Here is a 12,209-nt window from a genome sequence, read left to right on the forward strand (position 1 = left end):
ATCCACGCCGTGCTGCCATTGCTGGGCGGCAGTGGCATCCGCCCCGGGGCACATTGGCACAAAGGCATTCAGGTCATCCACCCACAGGCGCACCGCCAGGTTGTGCTCAGCGACAAGCTGGCGAGCCAGGCGCCAGGTCACGCCGATGTCGCCATAGTTGTCGACGACGCTGCAGAAGATGTCCCAGGTGGCTTTCATGTGCCCCTCCCCTTGCCTACTGAAAAACGCGGATTTTGCCCGACAGCATGCGACAATGCACCCCGCCCCACCCTGCCAAGGAGGTAGCCATGCCCCGCCCACGTGAACTGAAGATCACTTTGAAGCCGCTGCCGTTGATACTCTGTGTAGCCTTCGGCCTCTGGCTTGGCGCCGTCGCCATCGCCCTGAGCCTGTGGCTGGCCCTGCAACTGTGGCCGGCCCAGGTACTGCCGGTGGCCCAGGCCATGGCCCCGGCGCTCGCGCCGGCTGTAACCCCGGCGGCACAGCCGATGGACGCGCAGGGTGAGATGTTCGAACGCTACCAACACATCCTGAACAAACAGCAACAGCAGCAGGCTGCCGATGCCGCCCAGGGCAACCCGCGCAACCTCAACAGCCCCAGGTGCCAGTTCTGGCTGCAGCAGAACCGCACCGCGCCCACCGACAAAAGCCAGGCCAACGTGCTGGAGTTCTGCTACTGACCATGAACAAGCCCCACCTGCTGGCACAGATCGTCGCCATCCTCGAGCATGATCTGGAGGTGCTGACCCGTGCGGCGCAAACAGCCTACGAAACCGCCACCGCCGAAGAGAACATCGCCGAGAACAAGTACGACACCCTCGGGCTGGAAGCCTCGTACCTGGCTACCGGGCAAGCCCGCCGCAGCGCCGAAATCCGCCAGGCGCTGCTGATCTACCAGCAGTTGCTGCTGCGTGAGCATGACCCGGCGCGCGGGGTGCAGGTCAGCAACCTGGTGACGCTGGAAGATGAGCACGGCGGCCAGCGCCGGGTGTTCCTCGGGCCCGAGGCTGCCGGCCTGAAGATTGGCCAGGGGGATGAACTAGTGACGGTGATCACCCCGCGCTCGCCCCTGGGGCAGCAATTGCTCGGCAAGAAGGTGGATGACGAGGTGAACCTGGGGCCGCAGGTACTGTTCATAGTGGATGTGGTCTGAACTGGCCTCTTGACAGGCACAGGCGCTACACAGTCAAAGGGTTTGCAAGGCATCGAAGCGCCCCGCCAACCCCTGCTCGGCAAATTGCTCCACGACAAAATCGACAAACGCCCGGGTCTTGCCGGGCAACAGCTTGTGTTGGGCGAAATACAGGCTGATATGCCCATCGTCTACGTACCAGTCCGGCAACACCCGCCGCAGGCGCCCGGCCTGCAGGTAGGGCACGGCAAACGGCAGGCTTACCAGGGCCACCCCCAACCCCTGCTCGGCCACCGCACACGCCGCATCCGAATCGCTCATGGTCATCGCCTGGCGCAGTTGCAGCGGCTGCTGCGCCTGCCAGCGGCTGGTCAACGGCCACGACCGCACCCGCCCGCTTTGCGGTGAGCGGATCAGGATGCCGTCATGCCGCTGCAGTACCTGCGGGTCGTTGATCGGTGCATGCCGATCCAGATACCCCGGCGCCGCCACCAGCACCCGGTGGGCGGGGGTCAGTTTGCGCGCCACCACCCCCGGCGGCAGCTCGAAACCGCCACCAATCGCTGCGTCGAAACCCTGGCCGATCAGGTCCACCTGGCGGTTGTCGAAATGCCAGTCCGGGGTAATGGCCGGGTAGCGCCGAAGGAATTCAGCCAGCAAGGGCAACACATACAAACGCCCGAATACCGTGCCCATGCTCACCCGCAGCAGCCCGGCAGGCTGGCCTTCGGAACTGGCCAGGTTGGCCACGGCGTACTGGATAGTGCGAAAGCTGTCGCTGATCTCCCCAAGAAAACGCTGCCCCGCTTCGGTCAAGGTCAGCTTGCGGGTACTACGCTGGAACAACCGCACCCCCAGCCGCGCTTCCAGCTGGGCAACATGCTTGCCCACGGCAGCCGGGGTGATGCTGAGGCGCCTGGCGGCTTCGGCAAAACTGCCGACCTCGGCACTGCGGATGAAGCACTCCAACGCGTTGAACGATTCCATGGCCATGATTGGCAACCAAAGGTTTACTCTGCTGATAGTGATTGCCATCTTATCAGCAGGTAATCGAGCGCCGATACTGCGCCCATCCAAGGCATTTCAGCCTGGCTTCCAGCAGGAGATGAGCATGTCCAAGCAATTTACCCTCGAAGGCAAAGTGGCTCTGGTACAGGGCGGTTCCCGTGGCATTGGTGCGGCCATCGTGCGGCGCCTGGCCAAGGAAGGCGCACAGGTCGCTTTTACCTACGCCAGTTCCGAAGGCCCGGCCAAGGCCCTCGTCGATGAAGTCAAGGCATCTGGTGGCAAGGCCTTGGCGCTGCGCGCCGACAGCGCCGATGCCGCTGCTGTGCAATTGGCCGTGGATGACGCCGTGAAGGCCTTCGGCAGGCTCGACATCCTGGTCAACAACGCCGGCGTGCTTGCCGTGGCGCCATTGCTAGACTTTGACCTGGCAGACTTCGACCGCACCCTCGCCATCAACGTGCGCAGCGTGTTCGTCGCCAGCCAGGCCGCGGCGCGCTACATGGGCCAGGGTGGGCGCATCATCAATATCGGCAGCACCAACGCCGAACGCATGCCGTTTGCCGGTGGCGCGCCGTATGCCATGAGCAAGTCGGCGCTGGTTGGCCTGACCCGCGGCATGGCGCGTGACCTGGGGCCGCAGGGCATCACCGTGAACAACGTGCAGCCAGGGCCGGTGGACACCGACATGAACCCGGCCAGCGGCGAGTTTGCCGAAAGCCTGATCCCGCTGATGGCGATCGGGCGGTATGGCGAGGCCGATGAGATTGCCAGCTTCGTGGCTTACCTGGCGGGGCCTGAGGCGGGGTACATCACCGGGGCCAGTTTGACAGTGGATGGGGGGTTTGCGGCCTGATTGGAGGGTTGCCTGTGTGGGGCTGTGTGCGGGCAAGTCTGCTGTTTTTGTAATCGCATCAGGGCTCCCAGGTGCTTGCCGCAGCATTTTCAGCGCCTGTGAGATCGAGCGCCGCCCGCGCGGCGCTTCGCGGGTGAACCCGCTCCCACATTTGTTGCAACGCACCAAACCTGTCAGGCCATGGTTGCCAGCCTTGTTGGCTTGACTGGATTTCTCGGTTGACCCCACTGCAGCCTCACCTGTCTCAAGCTATGCACCAAGGCGGGCAACCCCTTTCTCACAGGCATGGCCACGTTGCAACAAATGTGGGAGCGGGTTCACCCGCGAAGCGCCGCGTGGGCGGCGCTCGATCTGACAGGCGATGAAGATGTGGTGGCGGACACCCGCGAAGCGCCGCGCGGGCGGCGCTCGATCTCACGGGCGCTGCATATCTTGCGGCAAGCACCTGTCAGCCCTGATGCAATCCCAATGAGAGATTCCATGACCATAGAACAAGGCTCATCCTTCGCCAGCCCCCAAACTCTGCTCCATCACCTCCAAAAACGCCCGGGCAGCCGGTGTCGGGCTGGATGACCACACGGCATAAAGGTGCCGCACCGGCGCATCCACCAACCGCGCCACCGCCACGCCGTCTATACCTTCGGCCACCCGCTCCGGCACCAGGCCGACCGCCATGCCCCGCTGCACGAACTTCTCGACCAGACGCACATGCCCAATCTCGAACTGCACCCGATGCTGCAACCCCGCCGCCTGAAACGCCTCGTCCGTCTGCCGTCGCGCCCCGGTGCCTTCGGGGAAGTCCACCAGCACTTCACCGGCCAGATCGGCCAGCGCCAGCTGCGCCCTGCCCGCCAGCCGATGGCCCGGCGGCAACAACGCCACCAGCGCTTCCCTGGCCAGCAAACGATGCTGCACACCCTGCACCACTTCGCCCTGCCACAGGCCGATGAAACCTACGTCCAGGCGCCGCTCGATCACATCGGCGATCAGCAATTCGCTCTTGGCCGTAAGCCAGCGCACGTCCACATCCGGGTAACGGCCGTGAAACACCGCCAGCAGGTCGACCAGGTCCAGCGCGGTGAGCGAGCTGATTTCACCAATCGCCAAGCGCCCACGCACTTGGCCGCAAGCCGCCGCCACATCATCCGCAATGCGCCGGGCCGCCTCCACCGCCGGCCTGGCGCTGAGCACAAAGGCCTCGCCGGCAGGCGTCAGGCGCACCCGCCGCGAACTGCGCTCGAACAGGCTGACGCCCAGGTGTGCCTCAAGGCGCGCCACCTGGTGGCTAAGCGCCGACTGCACCACATGGCAACGTTCAGCCGCACGGGTAAAACTGCCGGTGTCGGCCACGGCGAGGGCGTACTCAAGCTGCTTGAGGTTCATTGATCTATCTGTTTTCGAGATTGATAAGTTGAAAACTATACATTGGCGTCATGCCTGACACTTCCAGATAATCACCACCACTTACTACTGCCCGCCACGAGAACCGCATGAACACCCCCACTCTCAGCCGCGCCCTGATCCTGCTGATGGCGACCGCCACCGGCCTGGCCGTGGCCAGCAACTACTACGCGCAACCGCTGTTGCACAGCATTGCCCAGCAATTTGGCCTGAGCACCGCCAGCGCAGGCAGTATCGTGATTGCCGCACAGCTCAGCTACGGCGCCGGGTTGCTGTTGCTGGCGCCACTGGGCGACCTGTTCGAACAGCGCCGGCTGATCACCGTGATGACCGTCATTGCCACCCTGGGCCTGGTCATCAGTGCCTGCGCACCGAGCCTGCCGTGGTTGCTGCTCGGCACCGCGCTGACCGGCCTGTTCTCGGTGGTGGCGCAGATCCTGGTGCCCATGGCCGCCGCGCTGAGCCCGCCGCACCAGCGCGGCCGCGCGGTCGGCACGCTGATGAGCGGCCTGCTGCTGGGCATTCTGCTGGCGCGGACCGCTGCCGGCTTCATGGCCGAACTAGGCGGCTGGCGCAGCATCTACGTGCTGGCTGCCGTACTGATGGCGATCACCGCCGTGGCCCTGTACCGCAGCCTGCCACAGCACCACAGCCATGCTGGTTTGAAGTACCCCGCACTGATCGGCTCGGTGTTCCGCCTGTTCATCGAAGAGCCGGTGCTGCGCCTGCGCTCGCTGCTCGGCATGCTGGCGTTCAGCCTGTTCGCGCTGTTCTGGACGCCATTGGCCTTCCTGCTGGCGCAAGGCCCGTACCACTATTCCGATGCAGTGATCGGCCTGTTCGGCCTGGCCGGTGCGGCGGGCGCGCTGTCGGCCAACTGGGCCGGGCGCCTGGCCGACCGTGGCAAGGGCTCGCTGGGGACCACGGTGGGGCTGGTGGTGTTGCTGCTGTCGTGGGTACCGCTGGGGTTTGCCCAGCAATCGCTGCTGGCCTTGCTGCTAGGTGTGCTGATGCTCGACCTGGCGGTGCAGCTGGTGCACGTGAGCAACCAGAACGCAGTCATTGCGCTGCGGCCCGAGGCGCGCACGCGGCTGAATGCCGGGTACATCACCTGCTATTTCATTGGCGGGGCACTGGGGTCGCTGCTGGGGACGCAGTTGTTCCAGCGCCAGGGCTGGATGGGGATTGTGGTGGCAGGGTTGGTGATTGGCGCTCTCGCATTGCTGGCGTGGCTGCTGGCGAACCGCAAACCTGCCACATCAATTGTGTAGGCGCGTGCCGGCCTGAGGGCGACATTGCACCGCACTACCCTCCGTCGTATTGCCGTTGACTTGCCTGCCCGGGCAGCGCTCAGTAGGCGCTGGTCAATGCCCTTTCCCTGACAGGACGACTTTATGACAAGACTCACGGTGCAATCCGGCGATTTCTTGCAAGGTGAAGGCGAGTATCGCAACGGATCGCTCACACTCAAGACCCCGCGCAGCCCCTCCCCGGGCGAGCGGATTTCCCTGGCACGTATCAGCGACCTGAGGCTGGCCAGCCTGGAGTCCAGCCGCAGCTTCGGCAGCACCCTTGGCTGGGGCGTGGCCGGGGCGTTGGTGGCCGGGCCGGTGGGGTTGCTGGCCGGGCTGTGGCTGGGTGGCAAGGAAGAAGAAGCCACCTTCCTGGCCACCTTCAAGGATGGGCGCAAGCTCATGGCCATTACCGATGGCAAGACCTGGTCGAAGATCGATGACAACTGGCGGCAGCACAAGCGGCCAACCCGCGCAGACTGACTGAATATCGCAAGGCCTGGATCGTTTTGTATTGAAGGCGGCTGGTAAGATGCCGCCTTTTTTCATGGCCTGTGCGGGCCTCTTCGCGGGTGAACCCGCGCCTACAACGGGTGGCGATGCCCCTGTGGCAGCGGGTTTACCCGCGAAGAGGCCCGCACAGGTGTCGCGCATCCAGGAGCCCCCGCATGCCCCCGCGTCCCCCCCGCCTGCCCCTGAGCCTGCTCAGCCTGGGCCTGGCCCTGCATTGCCCCAATGTGCTTGCCGAAGACAGCGTGTTACTGGCCCCGCTGCAGGTTTCCGACAGCTACGCTAACGATGGCTACCAGGCACGCCAGGCTGCAGTGGGCGGCTTCCAGCCCGCACCCTTGCTCGACACCCCCGCCTCGGTCAGCGTGTTCAGCCAGCAATTGCTGGAAGACCGTCAGGTGCGCAAGCTCAGCGAAGTGCTGCAAAGCGACGCCTCGGTGGGCGAAAGCTATGCGCCCATCGGCTACTACGAAAACTTCAACGTGCGCGGCTTCGAACTGAACGCCGCCAGCAGCTACCGCATCAACGGTCAGACCATCGCCGGCGAGCAGAACGTGGCCCTGGAAAACAAACAGCAGGTCGAGCTGCTCAAAGGCCTGTCCGGCCTGCAGAGCGGCGTGTCGGAGCCCGGCGGCCTGATCAACTACGTGACCAAGCGCGCCGAAGACGTGCGCAGCGTCACCGTGTCGACCAACGAACAAGGCGAGCGCTACCTGGCCACCGACCTGGGCGGCTGGTTCGGCAGCGAAAAGCAGTTTGGCCTGCGCGCCAACCTGGCCCATGAGGACATCCGCTCTTACGTCGACCACGCCGATGGCAAGCGCGACTTCGCCTCGCTGGCCTTCGACTGGCAGATAAGCCCGGATGCCACCTTGCAACTGGATGCCGAATACCAGCACCGCGAACAACGCTCGGTGCCCGGCTACCAGCTGCTCGGCGGCACCCAAGTGCCCCACGGCATCGACCCCAGTGACCGCCTGGCCTACCAGCAGTGGGCAAAACCCGTGCAGAACGACTCGCTGAACCTGGGCGGGCGCTTCGAGTACCGCTTCAACGAGGCCTGGACCGGCACCTTGAGCGCCTCGCGCAGCAAGGTGGTGATCGATGACTACAGCGCGTTTGCCTGGGGCTCGAGCGAAGGCGCGTTCTTCGCCAGCAATGGCGACTACGACATCTACGACTTCCGCAGCCCCGACGACACCCGCCGCACCGATGAGGCACAGGCCATGCTCGCCGGGCGCTTCGAGGCGCTGGGCGTGGGCCATGAGCTGACCCTGGGTACCAGCGCGCAGCGGCGCACGCTGGACCAGCGCCCCTACTACAACGAGTGGCTCGGTAGCGGCAATATCTACAGTGGCGCCCCCGCCTTCGCCCCGTCCGACAAGCCGATCGGCGCCAGCGAACGGCGCCTGGACAGCCGCCAGTACGGCCTGTTCATCAGCGACCGCATCAGTTTCAACGAGCAATGGCAGACCGTACTGGGCGCTCGCGAAGTGCGCCTGGATGAAAAGACCTGGGACGAGACCGGTGTTGCCGGGCGCCATACCCGCCAGTACGAGCTGCTGCCCAATGCTGCGCTGATCTACAAGCCGCAGCCGAACACCACCGTCTATGCCAGCTATTCCAAGGGCCTGTCAGCCGGTGGGACTGCGCCCTGGTTTGCCAGCAATGCCGCCGAAATTCTCGCGCCGACCACCTCGCATCAGCTCGAGCTGGGCCTCAAGCACGACTGGCAGGGCCTGAGCCTCAGCGCCGCGCTGTTCCAGATCCGCCAGGCCTACCAGTACGCGCGCCCGGACGGTGCCGGCAACTTCACCTACGTGCAGCAAGGCCGGCAGAAAAACACCGGCCTGGAGCTTGGCGCCAGCGGCTGGGTAACGTCGAACCTGCAGGTGCAGGCCAGCGCGGCGGCCATTCGTGCACGGGTGCAGAACAGCGGCACCGATGCCTACGAAGGCCATCAGGCGATCAATGTGCCCAGGTTCCGCGCTGCGCTGCACGCGGAGTACAGCCTGCCGGTGCCGGGGCTGGCGCTGCTGGGTGGGGCGCGCTACAGCGCCAGCAAGTATGCGAGCCAGGCGGGCAATGTGCAGGTGGGCGGGTATACCGTGTTCGATGTGGGTAGCCGCTACCGTACGCAGGTAGGCGGGTATGACACGGTGCTGCGGCTGACCGTGGATAACGTGTTCGACAAACGCTACTGGCGCGATGTGGGGGATTACCTGGGGGACAACTACCTGTTCCAGGGTGCGCCGCGTACTGCCCGGCTGTCGGCTTCGGTCAGCTTCTAGCGGGTTGGGGCTGCCTTGCAGCCCATTCGCAGCACAAGGCTGCTCCTACCGAGAACGTGTCAGCAGCAGGTTCGCGGTCATTTGTAGGAGCAGCCTTGCGCTGCGAATGGGCCGCAAAGCGGCCCCAAAAAAGTAGCAGAAACAAAAAGCCCCCGAGCTTTTCAACGCGGGGGCTTTTCGTAGAATGTGGCGGTGAAGAAGGGATTTGAACCCTTGATACGATTTCTCGTATACACACTTTCCAGGCGTGCTCCTTCGACCACTCGGACACTTCACCGTTTCTCTTCAAGCCCTGCGGCCTGTCGAGGTGCGCTAATTTAGTGAAAGACATTCCCTTTGGCAAGCATTTTTTTCAAATTTTTCATGTATTTGCACTTGAGCCACGCTGAGCGCTGACCGACCAGTCAGCCTTGCTGCTTTACCTTGCCCCTGGCGCTGGGTAACGTCGTCGCCACGCCAACAAAAGGACTCTGCCATGAGCGAGCTGATTACCTACCACGCCGAAGACGGCATCGCCACCCTGACCCTGAACAACGGCAAGGTCAACGCCATTTCGCCGGATGTCATCACCGCCTTCAACGCCGCGCTCGACCGCGCCACCGAAGAGCGTGCGGTGGTGATCATCACCGGCCAGCCGGGCATTCTCTCGGGCGGTTACGACCTCAAGGTGATGACCAGCGGGCCAAAAGAGGCAATCAGCCTGGTCACTGCCGGCTCCACCCTCGCCCGCCGCCTGCTGTCGCACCCGTTCCCGGTGGTGGTCGCTTGCCCTGGCAACGCCGTGGCCAAAGGGGCCTTCCTGCTGTTGTCGGCCGACTACCGCATCGGCGTCGAAGGGCCGTACAAGGTCTGCCTGAACGAAGTGCAGATCGGCATGACCATGCACCATGCCGGCATCGAACTGGCCCGCGACCGCCTGCGCCGCTCGGCTTTCCACCGCTCGGTGATCAATGCCGAGGTATTCGACCCGCAAGGCGCGGTGGATGCCGGCTTCCTCGACAAGGTGGTGCCGGCCGAGCAGTTGCACGATGCGGCACTGGCAGCGGCGCGTGAACTGAAAAAGCTGAACATGCTGGCGCACAAGAACACCAAGCTGAAAGTGCGCAAAGGGCTGCTGGATGCGCTGGACCAAGCGATCGAGCGGGATCAGCAGCATATGGGCTGACCTTGCGGGCCTCTTCGCGGGTAAACCCGCTCCCACACAGGTATGAATGCCCGTTGTAGGAGCGGGTTTACCCGCGAAAGGGCCGGAACAGACTTACACCAAGGTTTGCCCCAACCAGTGCACACCCGTACACTCCCCCGCGACTGTCTGGTGTGAGTCGTACCATGCTTTACTCGTTGCGCATGCTCCTGCTGGCGCTGCATTTTCTTGTCGTCGGCGCCGTTGGCCTTGTCATTGGCCTGTGCCGCCCCTTCAACCCCGACAACAGCCGCCTGTTCGCCCACCTCTACAGCCTGCCGGCTACCTGGCTGATGCGCATCAAGGTCAAGGCCGAGGTAGGCCCGCTGTGGGACCAGCCGCCCGGCTGCGTGATCGTCGCCAACCACCAGTCCAACTTCGACCTGTTCGTGCTCGGCCAGGCAGTGCCAAAACGTACTGTGGCCATCGGCAAGAAAAGCCTGGGCTGGATCCCGCTGTTCGGCCAGTTGTTCTGGCTGGGCGGCAACGTGCTGATCGATCGCAACAATGCCTACCAGGCGCGCAAGGCCATGCACAAGACCACCCGCGTGCTGCAGGCTGACACCTCCATCTGGATTTTCCCCGAAGGCACGCGCAACCCTGGCGAGCACCTGCTGGCCTTCAAGAAAGGCGCGTTTCACATGGCCATCGAGGCTGGCGTGCCGATCGTGCCGGTGTGCGTCAGCCGCTATGCCGGGCGACTGAACCTGAACAGCTGGCGCCAGCGTACGGTGATCGTGCGCTCGCTGCCGCCGATTGCCACGGCAGGCATGACGGTGCGGGACCTGCCGGTGCTGATCGAACAGTGCCGGGCGCAGATGCAGCAGTGCATTGACCGCATGGAAGCGGAATTGGCCGAAGGCTAAATCGGCGCCCGTGCAGGTTGCCCTCGCGCCGGCTACGGCCCAAGCTGTAACCCGTGTTCAATCGGGGAAGCGCACAACCATGGGGCGAGTCGTGGCATCGGCGGTGTACAGCGCCGGCAGAAAGGTCACCAACATCAGCATCGACGAAGGCAGCGAATGGGCGCGCAAGCCGGGGCACTTCGTGTGGATCGGCCTGGAAGAACCCAACGCCGAGGAGCTGGCCAACCTGCAGCGCCAGTTCAACCTGCATGAACTGGCCATCGAGGATGCCCTGGAAAAACACAGCCGGCCCAAGCTGGAAACCTTCGGCGATGCCCTGTTCATCGTTACGTATTCGCCGGTGCGCCACGAGGGCAAGCTGGAGTTCATCGAAACCCACATCTTCGCCGGCAACGGCTACATCATCACCTGCCGCAACGGCCACTCCAAATCCTATGCTTTGGTGCGCCAGCGCTGCGAGGCGCGGCCATTGCTGCTGGAGCACGGTGAAGATTTCGTGCTGTACGCCCTGCTCGACTTCGTGACCGAGAACTACCAGCCGGTCAGCGAGGCCATTCATGGCGAGATCGAAGAACTGGAGCAAAGCGTGCTCGGCGGTTCGCTGCAAGACGAGGACATCCGCCGCTTGCACAGCCTGCGCCGCGACATCCTGCGCCTGCGCCGCTACGTGGCGCCGATGGTGGAAGTGAGCGAAGAGCTGCAGCGGCTGAGCTTCCCGTTCATCGACAAGAACATGCGCCCGTACTTTCGCGACGTGCAGATCCACGTGACGCGGCAAATGGAAGACCTGGCCGGCATCCGCGACATCGCCAGCCAGACCATCGAGATCGGCATGCTGCTGGAATCGTCACGGCAAAGCATCGTGCAACGCAAGTTCGCGGCCTGGGCGGCGATCCTGGCGTTCCCCACGGCCATTGCCGGGATTTACGGGATGAACTTCCAGAACATGCCCGAGCTGGGCTGGCATTACGGGTATTTCGTGGTGCTGGGGGTGATTGTGGCGGGGTGCACAGGGTTGTATGCCAGCTTCAAGCGGTCTGGCTGGCTGTAGGAGAGCCCGGACCCTATGCAAGTCAGTCAAGGTTAATGGGGCTGCTGCGCAGCCCATCGCCGCGGTTCGTCGCCACGACAAGCCAGGCTCCTACAAGTACGGCGCATGGCTTGAATTTGGTGCGGTCTGTGGGAGCCTGGCTTGCCAGCGATGGGCCGCCAAGCGGCCCCGGCCATCAGGCGGCGTCGTGGTTGCTGGCCGGCTGCTGGATAAACCGCAACATCCATTCGCCCACCAGGTCGCCCTGGTGTTCGGTGGCCAGGCTGGCCACTGCCTTGTGGTACACCTCGTCGCCCAGGTACGCCTGGCGCGCATCGAGCAGCGCGCGGGAGTAGTCGTGGACGAACTCCGGATGGCCCTGGAAGCACAGCACCTGGTCGCGAATGTGGTACGCCGCATTCGGGCAGAAATCGCTGGACGCAATCACCGTGGCGCCCTCAGGCAACTGGGTCACCTGGTCCTGATGGCTGATCAGCAACGTCAGCTCGGACACTTCCGGGTCCATCCACGGCGCATGGGCCGCCAGCGTGTAGCGGTGGATGCCCACGCCCCAGCCTTTCTCGGCGCGCTCGGCCTTGCCGCCCAGGGTCAACGCCAGCAACTGATGGCCGAAGCACACACC

12 protein-coding genes, 1 tRNA gene and 1 pseudogene are annotated in these 12,209 nt (G+C 64.2%); 9 read left to right on the plus strand and 5 right to left on the minus strand.

What is annotated here, in order from left to right; all coding sequences use genetic code 11:
- Positions 1-198, minus strand: a 198-nt coding sequence (gene earP, locus HP547_RS20575) for an elongation factor P maturation arginine rhamnosyltransferase EarP (RefSeq protein WP_172287292.1), incomplete at its 3' end; no start/stop codon positions are given.
- A gap of 89 nt (positions 199-287) precedes the next feature.
- On the opposite strand from earP, the gene HP547_RS20580 reads away from it, so the two are divergent.
- Entirely contained in the window at positions 288-680 is a 393-nt protein-coding gene (locus tag HP547_RS20580; protein WP_172287293.1) for a hypothetical protein, read from the plus strand.
- 2 nt (positions 681-682) lie between these two features.
- Positions 683-1,153 carry a GreA/GreB family elongation factor gene (locus tag HP547_RS20585; RefSeq protein ID WP_172287294.1) on the plus strand — a complete coding sequence of 157 codons (471 nt, stop codon included), beginning with the start codon at positions 683-685 and terminating at the stop codon, positions 1,151-1,153.
- Positions 1,154-1,186: 33 nt separating this feature from the next.
- Here HP547_RS20585 and HP547_RS20590 read toward each other — a convergent pair whose 3' ends face one another.
- Positions 1,187-2,125: a LysR family transcriptional regulator gene (locus HP547_RS20590; RefSeq protein WP_172222893.1), complete on the minus strand. Its 939-nt coding sequence runs from the start codon at positions 2,123-2,125 to the stop codon at positions 1,187-1,189.
- Positions 2,126-2,243: 118 nt separating this feature from the next.
- On the opposite strand from HP547_RS20590, the gene HP547_RS20595 reads away from it, so the two are divergent.
- The gene (locus HP547_RS20595; protein WP_172222889.1) at positions 2,244-2,993 is read left to right on the plus strand and encodes a 3-oxoacyl-ACP reductase family protein; all 750 of its coding nucleotides are present in this window, start codon (positions 2,244-2,246) and stop codon (positions 2,991-2,993) included.
- A gap of 498 nt (positions 2,994-3,491) precedes the next feature.
- Here the strand turns inward: HP547_RS20595 and HP547_RS20600 are convergent, their stop codons facing one another.
- Positions 3,492-4,376 (minus strand): LysR family transcriptional regulator, encoded by an 885-nt coding sequence (locus HP547_RS20600; protein ID WP_172232457.1) that lies wholly within the window; start codon positions 4,374-4,376, stop codon positions 3,492-3,494.
- 107 nt (positions 4,377-4,483) lie between these two features.
- On the opposite strand from HP547_RS20600, the gene HP547_RS20605 reads away from it, so the two are divergent.
- The 3 genes from HP547_RS20605 (at position 4,484) to HP547_RS20615 (ending at position 8,487) form a co-directional block, all read left to right on the plus strand.
- On the plus strand, positions 4,484-5,665 hold the full coding sequence (locus HP547_RS20605) for an MFS transporter (protein ID WP_172287295.1): 1,182 nt from the start codon (positions 4,484-4,486) through the stop codon (positions 5,663-5,665).
- Positions 5,666-5,788: 123 nt separating this feature from the next.
- A complete protein-coding gene (locus HP547_RS20610; protein ID WP_172287296.1) occupies positions 5,789-6,169 on the plus strand; it encodes a hypothetical protein in 381 nt (126 codons plus the stop codon).
- Between the two features lie 185 nt (positions 6,170-6,354).
- A complete protein-coding gene (locus tag HP547_RS20615; protein WP_172287297.1) occupies positions 6,355-8,487 on the plus strand; it encodes a TonB-dependent siderophore receptor in 2,133 nt (710 codons plus the stop codon).
- Between the two features lie 187 nt (positions 8,488-8,674).
- Here the strand turns inward: HP547_RS20615 and HP547_RS20620 are convergent.
- A tRNA-Ser gene (locus HP547_RS20620) sits at positions 8,675-8,764 on the minus strand.
- Positions 8,765-8,962: 198 nt separating this feature from the next.
- Between HP547_RS20620 and HP547_RS20625 the strand changes: the two genes are divergently transcribed.
- The 3 genes from HP547_RS20625 (at position 8,963) to HP547_RS20635 (ending at position 11,587) form a co-directional block, all read left to right on the plus strand.
- A complete protein-coding gene (locus tag HP547_RS20625) occupies positions 8,963-9,652 on the plus strand; it encodes a crotonase/enoyl-CoA hydratase family protein (RefSeq protein WP_172229391.1) in 690 nt (229 codons plus the stop codon).
- Positions 9,653-9,816: 164 nt separating this feature from the next.
- Positions 9,817-10,536 carry a 1-acyl-sn-glycerol-3-phosphate acyltransferase gene (locus HP547_RS20630; protein ID WP_172287298.1) on the plus strand — a complete coding sequence of 240 codons (720 nt, stop codon included), beginning with the start codon at positions 9,817-9,819 and terminating at the stop codon, positions 10,534-10,536.
- 79 nt (positions 10,537-10,615) lie between these two features.
- A complete protein-coding gene (locus tag HP547_RS20635) occupies positions 10,616-11,587 on the plus strand; it encodes a magnesium and cobalt transport protein CorA (RefSeq protein WP_172229387.1) in 972 nt (323 codons plus the stop codon).
- A gap of 175 nt (positions 11,588-11,762) precedes the next feature.
- On the opposite strand, the pseudogene HP547_RS20640 reads toward HP547_RS20635, so the two are convergent.
- A pseudogene (locus tag HP547_RS20640) lies at positions 11,763-12,209 on the minus strand (amidotransferase); the annotation flags it as partial.

The sequence above is a fragment of the Pseudomonas sp. CM27 genome (assembly GCF_013179515.1).
Classification (GTDB): Bacteria; Pseudomonadota; Gammaproteobacteria; order Pseudomonadales; family Pseudomonadaceae; genus Aquipseudomonas.

What these genes read in the sequence shown, in the direction of transcription:
- HP547_RS20580 (WP_172287293.1), top strand. Translation starts at nt 288, where the DNA reads ATGCCCCGCCCACGTGAACTGAAGATCACTTTGAAGCCGCTGCCGTTG.
- HP547_RS20585 (WP_172287294.1), top strand. Translation starts at nt 683, where the DNA reads ATGAACAAGCCCCACCTGCTGGCACAGATCGTCGCCATCCTCGAGCAT.
- HP547_RS20590 (WP_172222893.1), bottom strand. Translation starts at nt 2,125, where the DNA reads ATGGCCATGGAATCGTTCAACGCGTTGGAGTGCTTCATCCGCAGTGCC.
- HP547_RS20595 (WP_172222889.1), top strand. Translation starts at nt 2,244, where the DNA reads ATGTCCAAGCAATTTACCCTCGAAGGCAAAGTGGCTCTGGTACAGGGC.
- HP547_RS20600 (WP_172232457.1), bottom strand. Translation starts at nt 4,376, where the DNA reads ATGAACCTCAAGCAGCTTGAGTACGCCCTCGCCGTGGCCGACACCGGC.
- HP547_RS20605 (WP_172287295.1), top strand. Translation starts at nt 4,484, where the DNA reads ATGAACACCCCCACTCTCAGCCGCGCCCTGATCCTGCTGATGGCGACC.
- HP547_RS20610 (WP_172287296.1), top strand. Translation starts at nt 5,789, where the DNA reads ATGACAAGACTCACGGTGCAATCCGGCGATTTCTTGCAAGGTGAAGGC.
- HP547_RS20615 (WP_172287297.1), top strand. Translation starts at nt 6,355, where the DNA reads ATGCCCCCGCGTCCCCCCCGCCTGCCCCTGAGCCTGCTCAGCCTGGGC.
- HP547_RS20625 (WP_172229391.1), top strand. Translation starts at nt 8,963, where the DNA reads ATGAGCGAGCTGATTACCTACCACGCCGAAGACGGCATCGCCACCCTG.
- HP547_RS20630 (WP_172287298.1), top strand. Translation starts at nt 9,817, where the DNA reads ATGCTTTACTCGTTGCGCATGCTCCTGCTGGCGCTGCATTTTCTTGTC.
- HP547_RS20635 (WP_172229387.1), top strand. Translation starts at nt 10,616, where the DNA reads ATGGGGCGAGTCGTGGCATCGGCGGTGTACAGCGCCGGCAGAAAGGTC.